This is a genomic window from Bradyrhizobium sp. Kon56, from assembly GCF_055807635.1.
This window is the reverse complement of sequence record NZ_JBVVOU010000004.1, coordinates 305048-328583: the sequence shown is the minus strand read 5'-3', so window position 1 is coordinate 328583 and position 23536 is coordinate 305048. Positions and strand designations below refer to the sequence as shown.

The window sequence follows — 23536 nt, the reverse complement described above, 5'->3', positions numbered from 1 at the left end:
CAGCATCTTGTGGGATCAGGCGTCAGTAGCGATGATGCCTACACACCAACTAGCAACCGGTAGCGCCTGCGCCGTCACAGCGCGCCACCCCTTGTCCTGAACACGCCGGCTCTAGGCGTGCTGAATGTGTAATCTCGATGCGCCGGCACCTGGCCAACGGCCGCCCCTCAGGGGCCGCGCCGCGAAAGCCGCCGCATTGCGGGCAGGGAACGACTCGTGGTTGAAGGAGTGGCAGGGGGCCACATGCCAGTCGATCACGAATTTGGAGACCAGCACACCGAGTTGAAGCTTTCGATTGTCGAGAAATATTTGCACTTCTTCACCACCGCCCTCGGAGGAAAATTCGCCGAGCTTTGGTACATCGACGCCTTTGCCGGCACTGGCTCGCGAACGGTTCGGCACGAGGAACGGCAAGCTGGCCTTTTAGACGCTGGAGAGCCGGAAAGAGTGGAGCGTCGCCGCGGCTCTGCCAAGATCGCCATCGATGTGCGGCCGCCTTTCGACTTTGTCGTCTTCATCGAAAATAAATCGACGTATTTCGCGGCTTTGGAGGAGTTGAGGGCAATCCACTCGGGCCGAAGGATCGCCGTCATCAAGAACGACGCCAACGACGCGCTGCAATCGCTCATCGCCGGCAACAGCTGGCATTCCAAGCGGGCCGTCCTATTCCTTGATCCGTACGGGATGCAGTTGGACTGGTCGACCCTCGAGAAGGTAGCGGCGACGAAGGCCATCGACGTTTGGTTTCTGTTTCCGCTGTCTGGCCTCTACCGCCAAGCAACGCGCGACTTGGCCAATATTGACCAGCATAAGCGCGCCGCCCTCACTCGGATGTTTGGATCCGATGCATGGGAAGAAGAACTCTATCCGAAGACGGTCCGAGACGATCTGTTCGATGGCTTCACCGAGGAACCCCGGCAGCGATCGGCGGACGTCGCGGGCCTCGAGGCCTACGCCAAAAAGCGCCTCGAAACCATTTTCGCGGCCGTGCTCAAACCACTGCCATTGCCGCTACATGACCGACCGCAACGCTTTTCGTTGTTCTTCTGCGTCTCCAACGATGATCCGAAAGCGATAGGACTGGCCAGCCGCGTTGCCAGTCAAATACTCAAAGCAGGCGGCATGGCGTCGTAAGTGCGGCCGTGGAGCAAGCGACCCGCGGCCTTCTTGTTCCTGCCACCCCATTGCTTGAAGAAGAATGCCGTTCCAGCGCGCTGGCACATGGCTTCGATCTCATCTACCCACTCGGGCTTCATCACGCGCGATCGAGGTCCGCTCTCTCCACCTACAATTGCCCAATCGATACCGGATAAGTCGCCGGCGGCGACAGAGCCAATTAGCGGTTCAAAGGATACGAACCGTATTGCAGCCGGCACCGTTCGGAGCGCGTCGAGCCGCGCTAATACCCGCCCATCTTCTACGCTCGCACCAAGCCACACGTTCGGCAAATTGCCAAACCGAGAATCTGAAAGCATCTCCGCCATGATCTCGGGACGCTTTGTCAGTATCTGGTAGGTGTGCCGCGGTGTTTCCCTCATCACCTCCCACACGCGCAAAATGAACGTTTTCGAGACCTTCGGATGAAAAAGGTCAGACATGGAATTGACGAACACTCTTCGAGGCTTCGACCACGATCGCGGAACGTTGAGCGATTTTTCATCGAGGCGAACACTGCCAGTCCAAATCGCTCGGCCTCCGCTTTTGCGGGTAAGACCGTTGTACTTTTTGAGGCCCATCGCTTCTAGCCTGGCCGCCATACGCATGGCGTAGCAGTTTGTGCAGCCTGCTGTCAGCACAGTGCAGCCGGCTACCGGATTCCAAGTCGCATCAGTCCATTCGATGGAAGTTTCGGCCATGGAAGCATTGAATCAGAAGACAGCGAGCCTGTGAATCGAAACTTTACTGTTGCCGATTGCTCCCAGGGCGGGACCCCTGGGCTGGCCAGCTCAGGCATTGTCGATCCAAAGCAGCAGCCGCCAGCATGGATGTCCGGTATGACCGAGCGCAATTAGGTCGTACCTTAGATGCGAAGGTCGCCCTGCGACAATACGCTAGCCGAACAAGCCGCGCTTCCGCGCCGGCTGCGGCTCTTCTTTCTTTGCGCGGGAATGAATGAAGTAAAGTTGGCCGTTATCGACGTAAAGCTTGCTTTCGGGCTTCACATCCCATGCCCATCCCGCGCCTTTATGCTGCATCGGTCCCACCTCGAGCGTGACGGTGCACGAGGTGTAGTTATCGTCGGCCACTTGCCGCCACACCTCGTCATAATCCTCCGGCGCGAGGCAGAACCAGCCTATGATCATCGCCTCGCTGTACTCATCGCTTGGCCGCCTTTCGTTGAACACAAATAGGCCGATGCCGGCCTCGAGCGGCTTCCCGTCGCCCATCGTTGGCTCGCCCGAGTGGATACCGATGTGGGCAACGATGTCTCCCAGCTTCTCGTCTGTATTAAGAAGCTCGATATCCCGCACGTCCGTCATGCGTGCCGACAGTTGCATGCCGCGGCCGGCGTACTTCTTCGTCTCGTCGCCGCGCAACGACTGCCGCCACTCGTACGGTTCCAGGTTGATGAACATCGTGCTTTTCACTAGGTCCGCCTCCCAGAAGCCATGCCAGAGGGCCCCTCTTCTTTCACCAAGGGTACCAGCGCGTCGGCAGTGGTTTCCACGCTGATAACGCTGCCGGTAAACCGGTCTCACACCTTCTGCAAGAGCTCAATTCCGCACGTCAATAGGCGTCGGGCAAAAACGGAGGCGCCGTTCTTTTGGGGTCTTGGATAGTTGCTTATCCAACCTCATCCCCCTCAGGAAATCATCGCCTTGATCTGCGCAGTGTCCGCAAACTCAACCAGCTCGACGATCTTGCCGTCCTGAAATCTGAACAGGTCCAGGATCTCGGTGCTGGAAGCCCGCCCGGTCGGACGGTATCGAACGTCGACGCGGGAATGGACAGCAACGCGATCTCCGTCCACCAACTCGGCCAGGATCTCGCGACCTTCAAAGCCGAATTCATCGATCAATTTACTGAAGGCGCCACGCAGGGTCTCATGTCCCTGCATACTCCCTGTCAGTTCGAGCGCGCTCTTGTCGCCCATCAGGGTGAACAGACCCTCGGGATGAAAGGCTGTCACCAAGCCCTCGGCGTCACTGCCGTCGCGCGCCGCGTAAGCGCTTCTGATCAATGCCAGCATCTCTTCACGCTGTCCCATGTCACCCTCCCTGCAGGACGTATCAAGGCAGCCTAGCGACCTTTGCGTGTAAACGCAAAATCATCGAATTGAGGGGGGCGAGGGCTCAGCACGCCACGAAGCAGGGTCGTTCGCTTTCGTTCCCGAGTTCAGGAGAAAACGGTGTCAGGCTACGCCCGAACCTTTTCACGACCTTGGTGTTTGTGTTGCGGCAGGACGGACAACGCTGAGGAGCTGAGACATGAACGGAATTATCTATCTGGTCGGACTCGTCGTCGTGATTGGTGTGGTGCTCTCGTTCCTGGGCCTGCGCTGATTGGCTATTTGGGCGTTGGTGCGGCGCACTCTCCAGCATTGCGGTGACAGTGCACAAAGCTCTCGACGCGGGGAGTGTCCGCAACGCCGCTCAAAGCCAGTATTGTGCGCGGTCACCGTAGCTCCTCGGTCGGCAATGCGCTATCGGTAGCGAACCAAAGACGTTTACCGACAAGCAAGCCGGGCAAAAAAGATCGTGAGTTTCTTCGAGCGTCTCAAGACAGCAGCCTCCGTCGAATGGCGGGCTTACACCGAGCATCCCTTCACGAACGGATTGGCGGACGGTTCGCTCCCCAAAGCGGCGTTTCGTCACTACCTTGTTCAGGACTATTTGTTCCTCATCGAGTTTGCTCGCGCCTACGCGCTCGCGGTCTACAAGTCGCCTCGACTTGCCGACATGCGTGAAGCTGCGGCCGGCCTTTCGGCCATCCTTGACGTCGAGATGAACCTGCATGTGAAGCTCTGTGCCGATTGGGGTCTGTCCCCGACCGACCTTGAACAGGCTCCTCCGGCGGCCGAGATGCTGGCCTATACACGCTACGTGCTCGACGCGGGAATGCGCGGCGATCTGCTGGCTCTCAAGGTGGCGCTTGCCCCCTGCGTGATCGGGTACGCGGAGATCGCAACGCGGCTCGCCTCGCTCCCCCTCGCGGCCGCTGCGACGAACGCCTACCGCGTCTGGATCGCCGAGTATGCCGGCGCGCCGTACCAGGAGGTCGCTGCTAAAGCGCGGGCGCATATGGAGCATCTCGCCGATCTCTACGCCACACCGGCCCGCGAGGCAGAGCTGATTGCGATCTTCAAGGAAGCCACCCGACTCGAGGCAGACTTCTGGGAGATGGTCTGGCGCGAGGGCCAGCGTGTTCAATAATTCTTTCGGCCGGCCAGCAGCGTGCCCGGAGCCACCGCAACTGACACCGGGTTCACCCGCCGCTGATACTGCACCGCGAAGATGTACGTATTCGCGCAGGTCGGCACCTGCAGTGGCTCGAGCGCGCATCCCGCCAGGATGCTCGGCTTCTCGCCCCCTCGAAGCACGAAGCCACAGCTCCGTCGGGAAATCAGTCTGCCAGCTACCCGCCCCATCACGGCGTCGGGGCGACCACATCCTTGAAGTCAGACAAAGCGCGAATGGCTGCCGTTCTGTTCAACACAAATCGCTTCACTTCCTCTTGCTGGCTCGAACTCAAATCCGTCCAGTGATGTTTTTCAGTTGGGAAGCTGATCAGAAGGCCTTCGCTGCGGTGCTGTGCGACTTGGACAGGAACGACGTCATCAGGTGTGTCGACGAGATACTGGTCTGACGGATGATTTTCGGCTTTGAGTGTTCCGGATTGCACCTGATTGGATACCTCGGGAATACCCAACGAGAAACCGAGCGCCTTCAGATCGAAGACCAATGAGCCGGGATGAGTATCGACGCTGACGAACTGGAGAAAGCTCGTCTGCGACTTGGTCACGCCGGTTTTAAGATGACCGTGAACGACCCGCACGAGCTGGCCTTCCGATCCGTTGATCCAGTCGTCGAAGTCCATGAGCGGCGTCGTGAACACGACCGGCTTGCCCACTTGCGCATCCCGCAATTGTTTGGGATCGAACTTGTCGAAGCTCACGGGCGACACCTTGGGCACCTTCTTGAACATGCCGGCACCGATGGTCAGATCACCGCCGATAATCGGCCCAAAAAGCGAAAGTTCGCGCCCTGTACTCAAGTTCTTGATCTTCACGCGGAGCAAGCTCGATTTGACGCCGATACCCGAGGCGCCAAAGAGCGCTGCGATTTTCATCTCCCAGAAGGTGCTCGGCGCATAAACAAGCCGAGGCGGACGGTGCACCTTCTTGTAACCGCCCGTACCTGTCCAAACCAGGTCGACCATGAGGACGACACTGCGATCGATGGCGGCGTTATCTTCGCCGGCCGTCGGAAACGGTTCCGTGCTCCCGACTGCCTTTTGGCCAAGCGCGACGGGCAATCCCGGCAGCTGCATTTTGACGATGGGATCGACCTGGTCGAAGATCGTTTTCGCCCTGAATTCCGACAGGCGCTGATTCAATGCGGACGCCGCCGCCTTCGTGCGGGCACCTCTCCAGCGTCGGCTGGCGTGACCAACGCATGTGATGCGGACCGAAACCGTCCCATCTTTGGGAATGCCCATGGAACTGCTCCTATATTGCAGATCTCTTTTTGGTCAGCTGAGCGTTTCGACCGGTTCAATGCGCCGAAATGGATTTATCACGCGTGTGCTGTCAGGGGTTCCACGCAGATCACACAGCTTTGGACAGCGACGACAAGGTGTCGCCACGAACGCTGATGTGCGGATTGCGTTCGGTGCCAAACAGCTGGACGACATCAAAGAAGTTTTTGCTCCAAAGCGAGTTATCGCGCACAGCCTGCCTCACCTCGCCACCACCCACACCACCACCGGCAACGTCACCGCCGCCAGCAGCGTGCCCAGCGCCACCGCGCCCGACACCGGGTTCACCAGCCGCTGATATTGTACCGCGAAGATGTACGCATTCGCGCCGGTCGGCATGGCCGCGAACAGCACGACCACGCCGGCTGCGAGCGGCGGCAGGTCGAGCAGTTTTGCCAGCACGAAGGCGGCCGCCGGCATCGCCAGCAGCTTGAGCGCGCTCATCACGACCACGCTCAACATCTCGCCCTTGACCTCGAACCTGAACAGATTGATGCCGAGCGCGATCAGCGCCGCCGGTGATCCCGCCTGCGCCAATAGCTCGACGGTCCGGTCGACGACGGGATGAAGGCCGAGGCCGGTGAGGCGCCAGACGAGGCCGAAGCCGATCGCGAGCATGATCGGGTTACGGGAAAGATCCAGCAGCACCGGCACGATCAGCGACGCGGCCGAGGCGGTCTGCTTGCGGTCGACCAGCTCCATCTGCAGCGTGCCGCAGAGCCAGAGCAGCGGCGTGTTCACCGACAGGATCAGCGCCATCGGGCCTGCCGCCTCATTGCCGAGCGCCGAGAGCGTGAGGGGAATGCCGAGCATCACGATGTTGCCGTAGACCGAGCCGATCGCGAACACGACGCCGTCCTCGCGATCCTCGCGCCGTTGCCGCAGCAGCGCCGACAGGATGAGCGCCGCGATCCAGGTCAGCGCGAGCGCGCCATAATAGGCGCCCCACATCCGCCAGGGGCTGACGCCGGAAAATTCCGAGACGACGATGGTGCGGAACAGCAGCGCGGGAATCGCGATGCTGAAGGCGAATTCGGAGATGCCCTTGTGCGCGGTCTCCGAGACGAAGCGAAACAGCACCGCGGCATAGCCGGCCGCGATCAGCGCAAACACCGGCGCGACGATCAGCACCGTGGTCATGCGCCGCTACGACCCCATCTCGATGATCCTGCGCGCCATCCGCACATTGGCATAGTCGATCATCTTGCCGTCGAGCGTCACCGCGCCCTGGCCCTGCGCCTCGGCGTGCTCCATGGCCGCGACCACCCGCCGCGCGTGCGCGAGCTCGGTGTCGGACGGGACGAACGCCCGCAGCGTCGGCTCGATCTGGTCGGGATGGATCACCTGCTTGCCGTCGAAACCCATCGCAGCCGCCTTGAGCGCGCTGCTTTCAGTCAGTTTGCCGTCCCGGAACGCGCCGCACGGACCGTCGATCGCGCGTAGCCCGAACGCGCGCGCGGCCACCAGCAGGCGCATCATCGGATAGGCGAACAGATCGAGCGGCGCCGAGGCATAGCCGCTCTGGGCGGAGCCCACGTGGCGGTAGCCGTCCGGCGACGCGCCGATTTCCGAGGAGCGGGCGCCGATCGACGCCGCGAAATCGCCGACACCGAGATGAAGGGCCGCGACGCTGTCGTGCGCGGCGGCGAGCGCGTCGACATTGACGAGACCCAGCGCGGTCTCGATCAGCAGTTCGAGCGCAACAGGCGAGGGGCGATCGGGCGCGGCCGCACGCAGCTGATCGGCAATGGCGGCGATGTCGCTCGCCCGCTCCGCCTTCGGCACGATCACCGAATCCAATCTGGGAAGCGCAGCGAGCGTGCCGATTTCCTGCGCGATGAAGGGGCTGTCGACGGCGTTGAGCCTGACCGCGACGACCTTGTTGCCCCAATCCAGAGAAGATAAAGCCCCCGCAGCTTCCTCCAGCGCCGCGCCCTTCTCGGACGGCGGCACGGCGTCCTCGAGGTCCATGAACACCGCATCCGCGGCCGAGGTAGCCGCCTTGGCGACGAGACGGGAGCGATGCGCGGGAACGGCCAGATAGACCCGCGTCGGCCGCTGAGGGGCCATCGTCATGTCTCCTTTGCGAGACCGAGTTCGCTGAGGATGGATTGGTTGTGTTGCCCGACGTCAGGCACGGGATCCATCCGGGGCGACAGGCCGGGAATGGTGAGAGCCGGCAGGAAGCTCATCACCGGGCCGCAACGAGATCCCACCGTTTGCACCCGGGAGCGGGCGCGGAGCTGCTCGTGCTCCAGGAACGCCTCGACCGAATTCAGATGCGCGTTGGCGATCGAGGCCTCGTCGAGCAGCCGCAGCACCTCGTCACTGGTCATCGCTGCAAAACGCTGCTCGATATGGACCTGCAGATCGTCCCTGTTCTGCATGCGCAGCGGATTGCTGCGGAAGCGGGGGTGGTCGGCAAGGGCCGCCTCGCCAAGCACGACGGCGCACAGCGATCGCCATTCCCGGTCGTTCTGGATGCCGAAGAAAATCGTGTTGCCGTCTCCGACGCGGAACGGGCCATACGGCGCTATCGTTGCGTGCCTTGCCCCGGTTCGCGGCAGTGGCCGGCCCGTACTCTGCGTGTAGAAGGCGGGATAGCTCATCCAGTCCGTGATGGAATCGAACAGCGAGGCCTGGAAGGCGGTGCCCTTGCCGGTGCGCTCGCGGCGATATAGCGCCATCAGCACGCCGTTGAGGATGTACATGCCGGTGGCGATATCGACCACCGACAGCCCAACCTTGGCGGGCTCCGCCTCGGTGCCGTTGATGGCGAGAACGCCGGCCTCGCACTGCACGAGGAGATCGTAGGCCTTCTTGTTGCTGTAGGGTCCGCCCGCGCCATAGCCCGACACGTCGCAGGCGATGATCCGGGGAAACTTCCGCAGCAGCGAAGCGGCATCGAGGCCCAGCCGCTCCGCCGCACCGGGCGCCAGGTTCTGGATGAAGACGTCGGCCTGCGGCAGCAGGGCCTCGAGCACCTTCTGGCCATCAGGGCTCTTGATGTCGATGGCGAGGCTCTCCTTCGACCTGTTGGTCCAGACGAACTGGCTCGACATCCCGTTCATCACGTGATCGTAGTCGCGGCAGAAATCGCCGTCGCCCGGCCGCTCGATCTTGATGACGCGGGCGCCCCAGTCCGCAAGATGCCGGCTGGCCAGAGGAGCCGCGATCGCCTGCTCGAGCGAGACCACCGTCACGCCCGACAGCGGCAGGTCCGCCTCATGTCGCTCCATGCAATCGTCTCCGCTCCTGCTCACGCTTTTGTCCAGCGCAGGAGACAAGCCGACCACCCCACGCACGTTCTGTGATGATGGCATCATGCTCCTGTTTTGCCCGACGAGTCAAACGCGATTCGTAAAATCCGCAAAAATGCGATCCGCAAAGTTCAATCGCCACATGGACTTGGCTACTGTGCATGGGGTTGTTTTCGCGTTTTTTGTTTTGGGGGTCCCTGTTGCCGAGACCGCACACGTCCCGCCTTTCGCATCTCCCCTCGGTTGCCAACGAACCCCCGTTCACCCACTATCGTCTCCGACTCGACATTTGGGGGGATCGATGCCGGCGTTCCGTTTCAAGAAAACCTTGGCTGCCGCGATCACGGGGATCGCCCTGGCCGTCCTGATCCAGCCGGGTGAAGGCTTTGCCTACTCCCAGGAGGAGCAGCAGGCCTGCACGCCGGATGCGATGCGGCTGTGCGGCGAGTTCGTTCCGAACGTCGACGCCATCACCGCCTGCATGATCCAGAAGAAGTCGCAGCTCTCGCCGCAGTGCCGCGCGTTCTTCCGGCCGGGACCGGAGCCGGGCATGGCGGCCGCGCCCCGCGCCGGCAAGCCGACCAGCATCGCGCCCAGGAGCTCAGCCCGGACGGCGAAGAAGAACACCAAGCCGGCCAAGAAGAAGAAAGCCAGCGAAGGCTGAACGCGGGCGCCGCGTTCCCTTTTTGAAACTCGATCATGCCCGGGCCACAGCGCGCAGTGCGTTTGAAGTCCCGGGCATTTGCGTGTCTGACTCCTCGCTCGCTGTCTTCTGAGTCAAACTGACCCAGGCATCAGCCCCACACCAGCCCCCCGGACTCCTTTTGTTCGCCTCCGCGCGCAGACGCTTGCGACAAGGCGGGATGGAAACGGCTAGCGGAACGGATTGCGCGGCGAGGTTGCATTTCGCTTCGTCCTGCCAAGGCTGCTCAAAAAACGCACGATTGCTGGCGCGAAAGGTGTTGCGATGCAGCTCGCAGCCGTCGTCGCACGCAGTAGTGTGACTCAAAAGCCAACGCGCTTTGTTATTTCATGGCGCCAGCATAACTTATGATAAATTTTTCTTTCCCGAATCACCGCGGTGATTCATTTTCGCCGCCTGGGGTCAATCTGGAGGCAGAGGTATGAACGTTATTGTTTTTGCATCGCGTAAAGGTGGCTCAGGCAAGAGTACGCTGGCCGCACATCTCGCCGCGCAGATCAAGGCGACCAAGCCGATCCTGCTCGTCGATGCCGATCCGCAAGGCTCGCTCACGCTGTGGCACAAGCTGCGCGGCACCAACGAACCGCCGATCAAGTCCGCGGTGAACTCGGTCAGCGGCATCGTCTCCGCTGCCAAGCGCGACGGTTATGAATGGGTGTTGATCGACACGCCGCCGAACCTGTCGGCCGTCGTCGACGATGCCATCCGCAATGCCACCATGGTGGTGATTCCCGCCCGTCCCGGCGTGTTCGACGTCAACGCGGTGCAGGAAACGATCCAGATGTGCCGTGCGGCGCGCAAGCCCTACGCGGTCGTGCTCAACGGTGCGCCGGCGCGCCGCGACGAGTCCGAAAGCCCGATCGTCACCATCGCCCGCGAGGCGCTGGCGAAGTTCCGTGCTCCGGTGTGGGGCGGCCAGATCACCAACCGTTCGGATCTGCTGATGGCGCTGAGCCACGGCGAGGGCGCGCGGGAATACCAGGCCGAGAGCCGTGCGGCGCAGGAAATCGCAAGGCTATGGGCGGCGATCGAGCGTTCGGTAAAAGCTATTCGCGGGACGGCGTCGGCGTCCGGCGCAATGCACAAGCAGGCGGCGTAATTTTCATAAATCATTCCCCGGACGAAAAACGCGCGGACATCCGCGCGTTTTGCGTTTTTGGGCGAGCACGATCCGGAAAAGTGTGAAGCGGTTTTCCGATAAGATCGTGCTCAAGAAAGTGGATGGAAGTTACGCCACCATCAGCATGTAGAACACGATCACCGGCGACAGAGTGAGGATCACCGACCAGATGCCGGCGGCCCACAGAATGTCCTCGGTGGTAAAGCCCTGCTGTCCAGCGTCGTAATGCGACGCCATCTCGTTATGACTATTCACAAACGCCCCGCGATTTCTTCGCTTATGGGCATGAACGCTACACGGGATATTTTAAAATTCCGGGTCGCAGTTTCGCGCGCTTTTGAACACAGCTGCTACCACGAGTTAACCATCGCGGCGCGCTGGCATCACGCCAGCCAGACTCGAAACACCAGCACCGGCATCAGGCCGAGCATCACCGCCCAGAAGCCGAACGACGACACCACCACAATTCCCCGCAAGAAATCAGCCGACGCGAACGTGTCTGCCGCCGTCGGGCGGATGCGTTGCCCCATGATCATTCCCCCATTGAAAAGACTTTGAATGAAGACGATAGGCGCGTTTGCGTAAACGAGCCGTGGATGCGCCATGCGGCAGCAGCGAAGGCCGTTGGGGCGGGGTTAACCACGGTGCGTCTTCCCTTCTCCCGCAAGAGAGAAGGGAAGCCTGCCGGGAGAGGTGAAGCATCTAAGCCGCGACTTGCATCCGCCGTTCGATCTCGCAATCGAGCTGCACGGCGAGTTCGCTGCCGATCTCGACCATCGGCAGGCGCACTTCGGGGCTGTCGATCAGGCCCGCGCGCCACAGCCAGTATTTTGCCGGGGCGGGACTGGGCTCGGTGAACAACAGGCGCGTCAGGTCCGCGAGCTCCTGCCAGCGCGCCAGCGCTGCATCGTGAGATTGCCGCGCTTCAGCTCTGCATGGACAGCCGCGAACGTCGCGGTCTCGAGATGGGCTGACAGCACGATGCCGCCATCGGCGCCGTCGCTGAGCGCCTCGAAATAATTCGCATCCTCGCCGGTCAGCACGCGAAAGTCCGCAGGCCTGTCGCGCAGCAGCGCGATGGATTGCTCGCGGCTTGCGCCGCAATCCTTCAGGCCGATGATGTTCGGATGCCCGGCAAGCCGCAGCAGCGTCTGGTTGGTGATGTTGACCGAGGTGCGATAGGGGATGTTGTAGAGCGCGAGCGGCCAGGCGGCGTGATCGGCGAGCGCCTCGAAATGCGCCAGCAACCCGCGCTGCGACGGCCGCACGTAATACGGACTCGCGATCAGATAACCGTCAATCGGCCAGTCCGCGGTCTCGTCGAGACGCTCCTTCAGCCGCGAGGTGTCCGCGCCTGAAAGTCCGAGGCAGATCGGAAGCTTGCTGTGGGCGGTGGTCACCTCGTCGCGCACGATGGCGACGAGGCGTTCGAGCTCGGCGTCGCGCAGCGTCATGCCTTCACCGGAGGTCGCCCCCACGATGAAGCCGTCAACGGCCTGTCCGCTGTAATGCCGGGTCAGCCGCCGCAGCGACCTCTCGTCGAGGGCACCGTCGCGAAACGGCGTGATCAGCGGCAGCCAGAGCCCGTGCAAATGTTCCTGTAGTCCGGTCATGTTCCATCTCCTTCTCGGGAAAAATCCTGAGACGGGGCACATGAAAAAACCCCGTCCAGGCGGCGGGGTTTTCGAAGTTTCGGCTCGCGATGACGAAGGCTGTTAGCGCGCGCAAAAATCCGAGGTCCCCGAATGGGGGCCTTTTTTCGAGGCGATTGCCTGCGACGAGATTGCGCACGACTTCGTGATCATTCGCAAATGATGCGGGGTAAGCATGGAACTGTCAATACACGTGGAGGGCGAAGGCCGGATTTGCCAAAAAAAAGCCGGGCTCGATCGAGCCCGGCTTAAGGTATTGGCCACGTGAGGCCGACACAATCACCTTCCAAGAGGGATTACTGAACTCCCGCGCCACTGGAGGAGGGGGACAAATGCGCAACGCGAAGGCTCAGCGTAGAAACATTATGGGCTAGCCTCGCGCCATGCATCAAGCGTCCAAGCCGCATGTCAGACATGCGGAAATCAGGACGGCCAGCGCTGCGCTTTGCTCACTACGAAGTCGCGGAACACTTGCACGCGCGCGACCGTCTTCAGCTCTTCCGGATAGACAAAATACGTATCGAGCTGGATCGAATCCGATTCGCCGAACAGCTGCACGAGGCGGCTCTGTTCTTCGATCAGATAATCCGGCAGCGCCGCGATGCCGAGGCCCTGCTGACAGGCGCGGACGAGGCCAAGAATGTTGTTGACCCTGAAATAGGCTTCGCGCGGACCCGAGCCGTTGCGCCCCGCTTCGACCAGCCAGTTGCGGTTCTGAAGATGCGGCGCGAAGTTGCCGTCGGAGAGCGTGATGATGCGGTGGGAGTCGAGCTCCTCCAGCGTGCGCGGCGTGCCGAAGCGCTTGATGTAATCGGGCGAGCAATAGGCGTGGAAGCCCATCGCGAACAGCTTGCGCTGGATGAGATCCGGCTGTGTCGGCTTGCGGGTGCGGATCGCGACGTCGGCCTCGCGCATCGACAGGTCGAGCTCCTCGTCGGTGACGATCAGCGAGATCCGGATTTCCGGATAGAGCGCGGTGAATTCGCCGAGCCTGGGGATCAGCCAGTTGATGCCGACGCCGGGCGTGGTGGTGATCTTGAGATCGCCGCTCGGCCGCTCGCGGCTGTCGGTCAGTTTCGCGCGCGCCGCCTGCAGCTGCATGAAGACGTCATGGGCGGTGCGGAACAGGAGGTCGCCCTGTTCGGTGAGGATCAGGCCGCGGGCGTGGCGGTGGAACAGCGAGACCGAGAGCTCCTGCTCCAGTGCCGAGACCTGGCGTGACACCGCCGATTGCGACAGGCCGAGCTGCTCGCCCGCGTGCGTGAAGCTGCCCGCTTCCGCCGCGGCGTGAAACACCTTCAGCTTGTCCCAGTCCATATCCGTAAATCCGTCGCGTGTTCTTGCCATGATGTCTATTCCGCTGCCGCGCGCTCGCTGGCGCGCAGGGCCAAAAATCGTTCCGCCTCGAGCGCCGCCATGCAGCCGAGGCCGGCCGCCGTGACCGCTTGACGATAGGTCTCGTCGGCGACGTCCCCGGCGGCGAACAGGCCGGGGACCGAGGTCGCGGTCGAGTTCGGGGCGACCTCGACATAGCCCGACGGTTTCAGCTTGACCTGCCCAGCCACGAGCTCGGTCGCCGGGGCATGCCCGATGGCGATGAAGACGCCGTCGGTCGGCACATCGGTCAACGCGCCGGACTTGACGTTCTTCAGTCGCACATGGGTGACCTTGTTCGGGTTCTCGGTGCCGCAGATCTCGTCGACGGCTGAGTCCCAGACCACCTTGATCTTCGGGTGCTTGAACAGACGCTCCTGCAGGATGCGTTCGGCGCGGAAGTGATCGCGACGATGCACGATGGTGACCTGCGAGGCATGGTTGGTGAGATACAGGGCTTCTTCGACCGCGGTATTGCCGCCGCCGACCACCACGACTTGCTTGTTGCGGTAGAAGAAGCCGTCACAGGTGGCACAGGCCGACACGCCGCCGCCCTGGAATTTCGCTTCGGACGGCAGCCCGAGCCAGCGCGCCTGGGCGCCGGTGGCGAGGATCACGGTGTCGGCGAGATAGACGTCACCGCTATCGCAGGTGAGGCGAAAGGGTCGCTGCGAGGTGTCGAGCTTCGTCACCAGATCGGTCTTGATCTGGGTGCCCACATGCAGCGCCTGCTTCTCCATCTGCTCCATCAGCCAGGGGCCCTGGATCACGTCGGCGAAGCCGGGATAGTTCTCGACGTCGGTGGTGATGGTGAGCTGGCCGCCTGCCTGGATGCCCTGGATCAGGATCGGCTCGAGCATCGCGCGCGCGGCGTAGATCGCCGCCGTGTAGCCTGCGGGGCCGGAGCCGATGATGACGACCTTTGCATGGACAGCGGCGGACATTTCGACAGATGCCTTTCACGGGGGACTGCAGCGCGGGCGCGGAACGTGCCGGGAGGCCTCGCGGAGGCGCTGAAATATCAGAGGTAATCTAAGCCTTCTGGTGAGCTATGCAAGAATTGCATTCCCTATCGGCGGATTTTTCCAACAGGGAACAAAAGTCGATTGCGCTGCACGCGCAATAAAATTGCGCCGGTCGTGCGGTCTGGGCTATGAGGATTGCGACAAAGCCACCGATACCGCCGCAAGACCAGGAGTTCCAATCACGTGTCGCGGAACCTAGACGAGATCGACCTGAAGATTCTCACCGAGATTCAGGCCGACGGTCGAATCACGAATGTCGAGCTGGCCAAGCGCGTCGGCATTTCGCCCCCGCCCTGCCTGCGCCGCGTGCGGGCGCTGGAGGAGGAGGGGTATATCCACGGCTATCGCGGGCTTCTGGATGCACGCAAGCTCGGCTTCGACGTCACGGTGTTTGCCGCAGTGCACCTCTCCAGCCAGGCGGAGGCCGATTTGCGCGCCTTCGAGGAGTTCGTCCGCGCCGAGCCGCTGGTGCGCGAGTGCTGGATGCTGTCGGGCGAAGTCGATTTCATCCTGAAATGCGTCGCACCCGACATGGCCACCTTCCAGGATTTCGTCACCCACCTGACCGCCGCCCCGCACGTCCGCAACGTGCGGACCTCGCTGGTGCTGCACAATTCGAAATACGAGGCGGCCGTGCCGCTCGACGTGAGAGGAAGAAGGTAGTTCGTCCTCTCCCCGCAGGCGGAGCGAGGTGGAGTAAGCCGCACCCCCTCGGCAACACTAGATACAAAAGGCCGCGCATCGCGCGGCCTTTTCAAATCACGCGCGACGGCAAATCGTTACCGCCACTCCACCTTGGTGATCTCATAAGCCTTGGCGCCGCCGGGTGCGTTGACCTCGACTGTTGAGCCCTTCTTCTTGCCGATCAGCGCGCGCGCGAGCGGCGAGGTGATGGAGATGCGGCCCTTCTTGGCGTCGGCCTCGACCTCGCCGACGATCTGCCACACCGTCTTCTTTTCGGTGTCCTCGTCGACCAGTGTCACGGTCGCGCCGAACTTGATGGTGTCGCCGGACAGCTTCGAGATGTCGATGATGTCGGCGCGCGCCAGCTTGTCCTCGAGCTCGGCGATGCGGCCTTCATTGTGGGACTGCTCTTCCTTCGCGGCGTGGTATTCCGCGTTCTCCGAAAGGTCTCCGTGCGAGCGCGCCTCGGCGATATGCTCGATGATCCGCGGACGGTCCTCCGACTGGCGCTTCTTCAGTTCTTCCCCGAGCGCGGCAAAGCCGCCCGCTGTCATCGGTACCTTTTCCATCTCTTCTCTCGTCCTTCGGTCGCGCGCGCCCTGAAAAGTCAGCGCGCACGCAACTTGATTCGTCAGTCTGTCCGGGGGCTCAACGCGCGTGCCGCCGAACGTTCATATGGGCTTGGCACCGGAACAGAACAACCATATGTCCGGACAGTTCCTCCGGCCATAGTGGCTTCACCGCCAATCACTTAACAGAAGGTTGGGCCTTCCGCTCGCGATCAGGTTTCCGAAAAGTAGCTCTGCAGGGTCCGAACCTCAAGGTCCCCGCCCAGATAGGCGCGGATGCCCTGCGCGGCCGCCACGGCCCCGGAAAGAGTGGTGTAATACGGCACTTTATGCAAGAGGGCCGCGCGCCGCAGAGAACGGCTGTCGGCGAGCGCCTGCGGGCCTTCGGTGGTGTTGAAGACGAGCTGGACGTCGCCATTGGTGATGGCATCGACGATGTGCGGCCGGCCCTCCAGCACCTTGTTCACCTTCTCGGTCGGGATCCCCTGGTCGGTCAGGAAGCGGGCCGTGCCCGACGTCGCCAGCACCTTGAAGCCGAGCGAATGCAGCTCGCGAACGGCCTCGGTGATGCGCGTCTTGTCGCTCTCGCGAACCGAAACGAACACCGTGCCCTTGCGCGGCACCCGCGTGCCGCCGCCGAGCTGGCTCTTGGCGAACGCCACCGCAAAGGAGCGGTCGATGCCCATGACCTCGCCGGTCGAGCGCATCTCGGGGCCGAGCACGGTATCGACCCCGGGGAAGCGGGCGAACGGAAACACCGATTCCTTCACGCCGACATGATCGAGGTTCGCCTTCTTCAGCTTGAAATCGGCAAGCTTCTCGCCGGCCATGACGCGCGCCGCGATCTTCGCGACAGGCGTACCGACCACCTTGGCGACAAAGGGCACCGTGCGCGAGGCCCGCGGATTGACTTCGAGCACGTAGATCTCGCCGTCCTTGATGGCGTATTGCACATTCATCAGGCCGACGACGTCGAGGCCGAGGGCCAGCTCGCGGGTCTGCCGCTCCAGCTCCTCGATCATCTTGTCGTCCAGCGAGTGCGGCGGCAGCGAGCAGGCGCTGTCGCCGGAATGGATGCCGGCTTCCTCGATGTGCTCCATGATGCCGACGATGAAGGTGTCCTTGCCGTCGCAGAGGCAGTCGACGTCGATCTCGGTCGCATCGGACAGATAGCGGTCGAACAGCAGCGGATTCTTGCCGAGCACGGTGTTGATCTGGCCGGTCTTGTCGTTCGGGTAGCGCGCCTTGACGTCGCCCGGCACCAGCTCCGGCAGCGTGCCGAGCAGGTAATCGCTGAGCTGGTTTTCCTCGCGGATGATTTGCATCGCGCGGCCGCCGAGCACGTAGGACGGGCGCACCACCAGGGGCAGCCCGAGATCGGTTGCGACCAGGCGCGCTTGCTCCACCGAATAGGCGATGCCGTTCTTGGGCTGCTTCAGCCGCAGCTTGTCGAGCACCCGCTTGAAGCGGTCGCGGTCTTCCGCAAGGTCGATGGCGTCGGGCGAGGTGCCGAGGATCGGCACTTCGGCGGCTTCCAGCGCACGCGCGAGCTTGAGCGGGGTCTGGCCGCCGAACTGCACGATGACGCCGTGCAGCGTGCCGTTGGTGCGTTCCTTCGCGATGATCTCCAGCACGTCCTCGGCGGTGAGCGGCTCGAAATAGAGCCGATCGGCGGTGTCGTAGTCGGTCGACACCGTCTCCGGGTTGCAGTTGACCATGATGGATTCGTAGCCGGCGTCGTGCAGCGCGAAGCAGGCGTGACAGCAGCAATAGTCGAACTCGATGCCCTGGCCGATGCGGTTCGGTCCGCCGCCGAGGATGATGACCTTCTTCTTGTCGGACGGCGAGCTCTCGTCCGCAGGCGTGCCCGCGAATGGCGCCTCATAGGTCGAGTACATGTAGGCGGTGGGCGAAGCGAACTCGGCCGCGCAGGTATCGATGCGCTTGTAGACCGGGCGAACGCCGAGCGCGTGGCGCTTCGCCGTGACCTCGGCCTCCGTCGTCTCCGCGATCACCGCGAGCCGGGCATCGGAGAAGCCCATGGCCTTGAGCGTGCGCATGCCGAAGGCGTTGCCCGGCAGGCCGTTCTTGCGGACCTTCGCTTCCATCTCGACGATGCCGCGCATCTCGCTGAGGAACCACGGATCGATCTTGCAGGAATTGAAGATCTCCTCGTCCGACCAGCCGAGCCGCATCGCCTACACCGTCGTGGCGCGCTCGGCCGGGAATTTGTGGGCAATGCCCCAGCGCGGCGTGCGCGAGACGAAGCCGAGCCGCTCCTGCCAGTCGATGCGATCGACCTTGTAGACGACGCCGTCGATGTCGTAGTCGAGCTTTGCGCGCTGCTCCTCGATCGCATGATGAAACGCCAGCAGCTCCTCGACGGAGTGACAGAGCCTGGTCAGCGGGTTGGTCTTGAATCCGCAGCGCTCGAACCAGCCGATCATGCCGCTCTGCGTGCCCTCCGGCATCGCGCTCATCTCGCCCCAGGCATAGGCGAAGAAGCCGAGGGGGCGCGAGGCGGTGATGGTCGGATCCTTCTGCCGGAGCGAGCCCGCGGCCGAATTGCGCGGATTGGCGAAGATGGTGCTGCCTTCCGCCTTCTGCCGCTCGTTGAGCGCGAGGAAGGCCTTCTTGGTCATGTAGACCTCGCCGCGCACCTCGCAGATATCGGGGACGTTGCGGCCCTTCAGCCTCTTCGGCACGTCCTCGAGCGTGCGGATGTTGGCGGTGACGTCCTCGCCGACCGCGCCGTCGCCGCGAGTCGCCGCGGTGACGAGTTCACCGCCCTCGTAGCGCAGCGACATCGAGAGGCCGTCGATCTTCGGCTCGGCCGAGAAATCGATCTTGTCGTCGTCGAGCTTCAGGAAGCGCACGATGCGGCCGACGAAGTCGCGCAGATCCTCTTCCGCAAAGGCGTTGTCGAGCGACAGCATGGGGACGGCATGCCGCACCTTCTTGAAGCGGCCTGATGGTGCAGCACCGACTTTCTGCGACGGAGAGTCCGCGCTGACGAATTCCGGAAAGCGCTTCTCGATCGCGTTGAAGCGCTGGCGTAGCGCGTCATACTCGGCGTCGGTGACGGTGGGCGCGTCGTCCTGGTAGTAGCGTTCGTTATGCCCCTCGATCTCGAGCGCGAGCCGCATGTGCTCGACCTTGGCCTGCGCCTTGGTGAGATCGGCAACGTCGCGAAGCGGTGTTGGTTTGGATTTTGCTGCTCTGGCCATGGTGCTTGGATACGATGGAGCGGACGGGAGGGTAAAGGCGTGTTGAGGTCTCGCGCCCCGGACGCAGCGCAGCGCTTCTTGAGCGGTGCGCTGCAGAGCCGGAGCCCATCGGGGCGACATTCTGGGTCCCGGCTCGCGCTTGCGCGCGTCCGGGACACGAAATCAAGCCGTCGCCGCCTTGAGCAACCGGTCCGCGGCAGCCCTCGCCTCGGCGGTGATCTCGGCGCCGGCGAGCATCCGCGCGATCTCCTCGCGGCGGTGGTCGGCGGCGAGCGCATTGACGCGGGTGGCGACGCGCTTGCCCTTGTCCAGCGCGTCCTTGGAGATCAGCAAATGCTGGTCGGCACGGGCAGCGACCTGCGGGGCATGGGTTACGGCCATCACCTGAACCTTGCCGGCGAGCCGCGCCAACCGTCCGCCGATCGCGTCCGCAACCGCGCCGCCGACGCCGGTGTCGATCTCGTCGAAGACCAAAGTCGGCGCCGAGCCGCGGTCGGACAGCACGACCTTCAGCGCCAGCAGGAAACGAGACAGCTCGCCGCCGGAGGCGACCTTCATCATCGGCCCTGGCTTGGTGCCCGGGTTGGTCTGCACCCAGAACTCGACGCGATCGAACCCCTGCGGGCCTGGAGCTGCCTCGTCGGTCTGGACCTGGGTCATGAACTTGGCGCGTTCGAGTTTGAGCGGCGCGAGCTCGGCATTGACCGCCTTGTTGAGCTTCTCCGCCGATTTCTGCCGCGCCATCGACAGCTTCTTCGCAGCCGCCGCATAGCGCGCGTCGGCTTCGATCGCGGCCTGCTCCAGCTTTTTCAGCCGTGAGGCGCCGGCATCGATCAGAACGACATCGGCGGCGTATCTGGCAGCAAGCGCGGCGAGCCCGTCGACCGGCGTCGAATATTTGCGCGAGGCTGCACGCAGCGCGAACAAGCGCTCCTCGATGCGTTCGAGCTCCGAGGGATCGAAATCGGTCGCGGCAAGCGCCGCCTGGAGATGCTGGTCGGCTTCCTCCAGCGCGTTGATGGCGATGTCGATCGCCCTCACCGCGGGCTCGACCAGCGCCGGCGCGTTGACGCCGCGACGCTCCAGCCGGCGCACGGCCGCCGACAGCGAGGCGACCGGCGAATGGTGGCCGCCGACCGCCTCCTGCGCCTCGCGGAGGTCGGAGGCGATCTTCTCGCCCTGCATCATCGTGGTCCGACGGGAGGCCAGCGAGGTCTCCTCGCCGTCCTTGGGCGCGAGCTGCTTCAATTCGTCGGACGCGTGGCGGAGGTAATCGGCTTCGCGCGCGGCGCGTTCCATGCCGGCGCGATGCTCCTCCAGCGCGGTGTTGGCGGTGCGGCGGGCCTCCCAGAGCGCCTCGACCGCCGAGACGTCCTTTTCGAGACCGGCGAAGGCGTCGAGCAGGCGGCGGTGGGTGGCGGCATCGACCAGCGCGCGCTCATCGTGCTGGCCGTGGATCTCGACCAGGGCGGCACCGACAGCCTTCAGCGTCTGCACGCTGATCGCCTGGTCGTTGATGAAGGCGCGGGTGCGGCCGTCGGCGAGCTGGACCCGGCGGAGAATCATCTCGCCGGTATCGTCCAGCCCGTTCTCCGCGAGGATTTTGGCCGCGGGATGGTTTTTTGGGATATCGAATACGGCAGTGACCTGCCCCTGCTCCGCCCCATGCCGCACGAGGCCGGCATCGCCGCGGCCGCCGAGCGCCAACGCAAAGGCATCGAGCAGGATGGATTTGCCCGCACCGGTCTCGCCGGTCAAAACCGCGAGGCCCGGTGCGAATTCGATATCGAGCCGTTCGATCAGGACGATGTCACGGATCGACAGACGCGCCAGCATGGAATTCTATTTCCTAGCCGAGACCCATTTTCTTGAAGGTCTTGCTAATCCAGGACCCCTGATTCTCGCTCGGTTCGAGACCGCCTGATTTTACAAGATTATAGGCGTCCTTGTACCAGCGACTGTCAGGAAAATTGTGCCCGAGCACGGCGGCGGCCGTCTGGGCCTCGCCAACGATGCCGATCGCCATATAGGCCTCGGTCAGGCGGTACAGCGCCTCCTCGACATGGCGGGTGGTCTGGTACTGCGTCACCACGGCCTTGTACCGGTTGATCGCCGCCGTGTAGTCGCGCTTCTGCGCGTAATAGCGGCCGACGTTCATTTCCTTGCCGGCGAGCTGGTCGCGCGCACCTTCGATCTTGGCCTTGGCCGAGGTCGCATATTCGGAGGTCGGATATTTGCGCACCACCTCTTCCAGCGAGGCGATCGCCTTCTCGGTGCGGGTCTGGTCGCGGCTGATGTCCGGAATCTGGTCGTAATGCGAGGCGGCGATCAGATATTGCGCGTAGGCCGCATCCGGGCTGCCGGGATGCAGCGTGACGTAGCGGGTGGCCGCGCCGATACAATTGTCATAATCGCCACCCTGGTAGGACGCGTAGGCCGACATCAGCAATGATTTGCGGGCCCAGTCGGAATAAGGATGCTGGCGGTCGACCTCTTCGAACTTCTTGTTCGCCGCCTTCATGTCCTTCTTCTCGTTCATGAGGTACAGGCCCTCATTGTAGATCTTGTCGGCGGGCTCCTCGACGAAGGTGTCGTCCTTGGCGGTGAACTTGTCCCAAAGCGCGCCGGTGCCGCAGCCGGCCAGCGGCAGCGCGAGCACGAAGAGGGCGACAACCTGAAGCAGCCCACGGGCTCGAGACGAGACTTCTCGAGACGGGACTTGAAGATATCCGCGCGTCATACGCTGTGCCGACATGAGTATTGCCCTGACGCCCTGTGGTGCGGTGTCCGCCAGCCCATGAACCCCGTCCTGGGCGCGAAATATAGCCGTGGTGCCTGCCGTGCGACCACGCCGGTGTAACCGAAAAACGATCTTCAACCAACCGGATAGGCAGGCATTCCGCCCGGATTAAGGCGAACGCGCCGCAATCCTAGCCGATCATCGTTACCAGGAGTTTCCCGGGGAAAGCCGCCGCCAAACGCCCGCGGCGACGGGTCTCTTCAGGACGCGTCTCTCGTCTAGGAAACGTCCGCTGCAGGAAACGTCTCTCTTCAGGAAACGTCCGGCCCGTAGACCGCGGCGATCCGGCCACCGACGATGCCGCGACCGGTTTCGGCCACCGGACGCGTGGTGCGGCGGGCTGCCTCGCCCTCGACCACCCGCCAAGCGGTGCGGTCGGCGAGCAGCGCGGTCAGAACGGCGTGGTTGAGCTTGTGGCCGCCACGTACCGAGCGGTAGGCGCCGAGCAGCGGCAGACCCGCCAGCGCGAGGTCGCCGATCACGTCCAGCACCTTGTGGCGGGCGCATTCGTCGGCGTAGCGCAGGCCCTCGGTGTTGAGCAGCCGCTCCTCGTCGAACACGACGGTGTTGTCGAATGAGGCACCGAGCGCATAGCCGGCGCTCCAGAGCCGCGCGACGTCGCACATCAGACCGAAAGTCCGGGCCCGGCCGACTTCGCGGCGGAAACGCTCCGGGTTGAGGTCGAAGGCATAGCTCTGCTGGCCGATGACAGGATTGGTGAAGTCGATCTCGACCTCGGCGCGGAACCCGTCGGCATAGGGCCTGATCTCACCGAAGGAGTCGCCGATCTTGACCGAGATCGGCTTCAAAACCTGGATGAAGCGGCGCTGCGCCGGCTGGGTCACGATGCCGGCCTGGTCGATCGCCGCAACGAAGGCTGCCGCGCTGCCGTCCATGATCGGCACTTCCGGCCCATCGATCTCAATGATGGCGTTGTCGACGCCCATTCCCCGCAGCGCAGCAAGGACATGCTCGGCGGTGGAAACCAGCGGACCGTTGCGATCACCGAGGACGGTGGCGAAATCCGTCGCGATCACCTGCTCGGCGGTGGCCTGAACTTCGCGGTCGCTTCCCTCGAGCCCGGTGCGGATAAAAACAAAGCCCGCGTCGACAGGCGCGGGTCCAAGCGTGAGCGTGACGGGAAGACCGGAATGAACGCCGACGCCTGCCACACTGGCTTGCGCGCGAAGCGTTGTTTGCCGGCTAAATTTCATCAGGAACCGCCCCACTACGACCATCGCGACTTATACTGAACCCGACTGCGGCCTAGACCGCTGTTCCGAATCCGTATCCCCAAGTCACGGCAAACCATAGTCACTGCCCTAAACAGCGCCAACTCACGCTTTTTTACCGATTGTTACCCCAAACCCGCCGTATTCGCGCCAAGGCTTAACCAAATTGGACCGGAGTTCGGGACCGTTTTCG

At 63.1% G+C, this 23536-nt stretch carries 20 protein-coding genes and 3 pseudogenes; 5 read left to right on the top strand and 18 right to left on the bottom strand.

What is annotated here, in order from left to right; genetic code table 11:
• Nucleotides 1-243 precede the first annotated feature (243 nt).
• Nucleotides 244-1134 carry a three-Cys-motif partner protein TcmP gene (gene tcmP / locus AC0L3B_RS09280; protein ID WP_456653383.1) on the top strand — a complete coding sequence of 297 codons (891 nt, stop codon included), beginning with the start codon at nucleotides 244-246 and terminating at the stop codon, nucleotides 1132-1134.
• On the opposite strand, the gene AC0L3B_RS09275 is transcribed toward tcmP, so the two are convergent.
• From AC0L3B_RS09275 to AC0L3B_RS09265, 3 genes are all read right to left on the bottom strand, one after another.
• Nucleotides 1101-1856, bottom strand: a complete 756-nt coding sequence (locus tag AC0L3B_RS09275; RefSeq protein ID WP_456653384.1) for a DUF5131 family protein — start codon at nucleotides 1854-1856, stop codon at nucleotides 1101-1103. The genes tcmP and AC0L3B_RS09275 overlap by 34 nt on opposite strands.
• A 195-nt stretch (nucleotides 1857-2051) precedes the next feature.
• Nucleotides 2052-2576 carry a hypothetical protein gene (locus AC0L3B_RS09270; protein ID WP_473380314.1) on the bottom strand — a complete coding sequence of 175 codons (525 nt, stop codon included), beginning with the start codon at nucleotides 2574-2576 and terminating at the stop codon, nucleotides 2052-2054.
• A 227-nt stretch (nucleotides 2577-2803) separates the two neighbouring features.
• Complete coding sequence (locus AC0L3B_RS09265; RefSeq protein ID WP_456653386.1) at nucleotides 2804-3208, bottom strand: nuclear transport factor 2 family protein; 405 nt, start codon at nucleotides 3206-3208, stop codon at nucleotides 2804-2806.
• Nucleotides 3209-3698: 490 nt separating this feature from the next.
• Between AC0L3B_RS09265 and tenA the strand changes: the two genes are divergently transcribed.
• Nucleotides 3699-4373, top strand: coding sequence for a thiaminase II (tenA, locus tag AC0L3B_RS09260; protein WP_473380313.1), 675 nt, complete (start codon nucleotides 3699-3701; stop codon nucleotides 4371-4373).
• Between the two features lie 214 nt (nucleotides 4374-4587).
• Here tenA and AC0L3B_RS09255 read toward each other — a convergent pair whose 3' ends face one another.
• The 4 genes from AC0L3B_RS09255 to AC0L3B_RS09240 all read right to left on the bottom strand — a co-directional run bounded on the left by AC0L3B_RS09255 (nucleotide 4588) and on the right by AC0L3B_RS09240 (nucleotide 8936).
• Nucleotides 4588-5658, bottom strand: a complete 1071-nt coding sequence (locus AC0L3B_RS09255; protein ID WP_085354353.1) for a hypothetical protein — start codon at nucleotides 5656-5658, stop codon at nucleotides 4588-4590.
• Nucleotides 5659-5898: 240 nt separating this feature from the next.
• Nucleotides 5899-6837: an AEC family transporter gene (locus tag AC0L3B_RS09250; protein ID WP_085348775.1), complete on the bottom strand. Its 939-nt coding sequence runs from the start codon at nucleotides 6835-6837 to the stop codon at nucleotides 5899-5901.
• A 6-nt stretch (nucleotides 6838-6843) separates the two neighbouring features.
• Complete coding sequence (locus AC0L3B_RS09245; protein WP_085360601.1) at nucleotides 6844-7767, bottom strand: HpcH/HpaI aldolase/citrate lyase family protein; 924 nt, start codon at nucleotides 7765-7767, stop codon at nucleotides 6844-6846.
• 2 nt (nucleotides 7768-7769) lie between these two features.
• Nucleotides 7770-8936 (bottom strand): CaiB/BaiF CoA transferase family protein, encoded by a 1167-nt coding sequence (locus AC0L3B_RS09240; RefSeq protein WP_085348774.1) that lies wholly within the window; start codon nucleotides 8934-8936, stop codon nucleotides 7770-7772.
• A gap of 322 nt (nucleotides 8937-9258) precedes the next feature.
• Between AC0L3B_RS09240 and AC0L3B_RS09235 the strand changes: the two genes are divergently transcribed.
• Complete coding sequence (locus tag AC0L3B_RS09235) at nucleotides 9259-9621, top strand: hypothetical protein (RefSeq protein ID WP_473380312.1); 363 nt, start codon at nucleotides 9259-9261, stop codon at nucleotides 9619-9621.
• Between the two features lie 460 nt (nucleotides 9622-10081).
• Nucleotides 10082-10759, top strand: coding sequence for a ParA family protein (locus AC0L3B_RS09230; protein ID WP_007596685.1), 678 nt, complete (start codon nucleotides 10082-10084; stop codon nucleotides 10757-10759).
• A gap of 129 nt (nucleotides 10760-10888) precedes the next feature.
• Here AC0L3B_RS09230 and AC0L3B_RS09225 read toward each other — a convergent pair whose 3' ends face one another.
• From AC0L3B_RS09225 to trxB, 5 genes and pseudogenes are all read right to left on the bottom strand, one after another.
• Complete coding sequence (locus AC0L3B_RS09225) at nucleotides 10889-11035, bottom strand: hypothetical protein (protein WP_456769894.1); 147 nt, start codon at nucleotides 11033-11035, stop codon at nucleotides 10889-10891.
• A 128-nt stretch (nucleotides 11036-11163) separates the two neighbouring features.
• Nucleotides 11164-11310: a hypothetical protein gene (locus AC0L3B_RS09220; protein WP_162847256.1), complete on the bottom strand. Its 147-nt coding sequence runs from the start codon at nucleotides 11308-11310 to the stop codon at nucleotides 11164-11166.
• A gap of 172 nt (nucleotides 11311-11482) precedes the next feature.
• A pseudogene (locus AC0L3B_RS09215) lies at nucleotides 11483-12393 on the bottom strand (4-hydroxy-tetrahydrodipicolinate synthase family protein).
• A gap of 462 nt (nucleotides 12394-12855) precedes the next feature.
• Nucleotides 12856-13779, bottom strand: a complete 924-nt coding sequence (locus AC0L3B_RS09210) for a LysR family transcriptional regulator (RefSeq protein ID WP_007614700.1) — start codon at nucleotides 13777-13779, stop codon at nucleotides 12856-12858.
• Between the two features lie 5 nt (nucleotides 13780-13784).
• Nucleotides 13785-14750, bottom strand: coding sequence for a thioredoxin-disulfide reductase (gene trxB / locus AC0L3B_RS09205; protein ID WP_018453588.1), 966 nt, complete (start codon nucleotides 14748-14750; stop codon nucleotides 13785-13787).
• A 264-nt stretch (nucleotides 14751-15014) separates the two neighbouring features.
• On the opposite strand from trxB, the gene AC0L3B_RS09200 reads away from it, so the two are divergent.
• Nucleotides 15015-15494, top strand: coding sequence for an Lrp/AsnC family transcriptional regulator (locus tag AC0L3B_RS09200; protein ID WP_007596676.1), 480 nt, complete (start codon nucleotides 15015-15017; stop codon nucleotides 15492-15494).
• Nucleotides 15495-15610: 116 nt separating this feature from the next.
• On the opposite strand, the gene greA is transcribed toward AC0L3B_RS09200, so the two are convergent.
• From greA to lpxC, 6 genes and pseudogenes are all read right to left on the bottom strand, one after another.
• Nucleotides 15611-16084 carry a transcription elongation factor GreA gene (greA, locus tag AC0L3B_RS09195; RefSeq protein WP_007596674.1) on the bottom strand — a complete coding sequence of 158 codons (474 nt, stop codon included), beginning with the start codon at nucleotides 16082-16084 and terminating at the stop codon, nucleotides 15611-15613.
• A 212-nt stretch (nucleotides 16085-16296) separates the two neighbouring features.
• Nucleotides 16297-18282, bottom strand: a pseudogene (carB, locus tag AC0L3B_RS09190) (carbamoyl-phosphate synthase large subunit); the annotation flags it as partial.
• A gap of 3 nt (nucleotides 18283-18285) precedes the next feature.
• Nucleotides 18286-19311, bottom strand: a pseudogene (ligA, locus tag AC0L3B_RS09185) (NAD-dependent DNA ligase LigA); the annotation flags it as partial.
• 162 nt (nucleotides 19312-19473) lie between these two features.
• Nucleotides 19474-21147, bottom strand: a complete 1674-nt coding sequence (gene recN, locus AC0L3B_RS09180) for a DNA repair protein RecN (RefSeq protein ID WP_473380311.1) — start codon at nucleotides 21145-21147, stop codon at nucleotides 19474-19476.
• 13 nt (nucleotides 21148-21160) lie between these two features.
• Nucleotides 21161-22066, bottom strand: a complete 906-nt coding sequence (locus tag AC0L3B_RS09175; RefSeq protein ID WP_026232697.1) for an outer membrane protein assembly factor BamD — start codon at nucleotides 22064-22066, stop codon at nucleotides 21161-21163.
• A gap of 296 nt (nucleotides 22067-22362) precedes the next feature.
• Nucleotides 22363-23325, bottom strand: a complete 963-nt coding sequence (gene lpxC, locus AC0L3B_RS09170; RefSeq protein WP_026232696.1) for a UDP-3-O-acyl-N-acetylglucosamine deacetylase — start codon at nucleotides 23323-23325, stop codon at nucleotides 22363-22365.
• Nucleotides 23326-23536 lie beyond the last annotated feature (211 nt).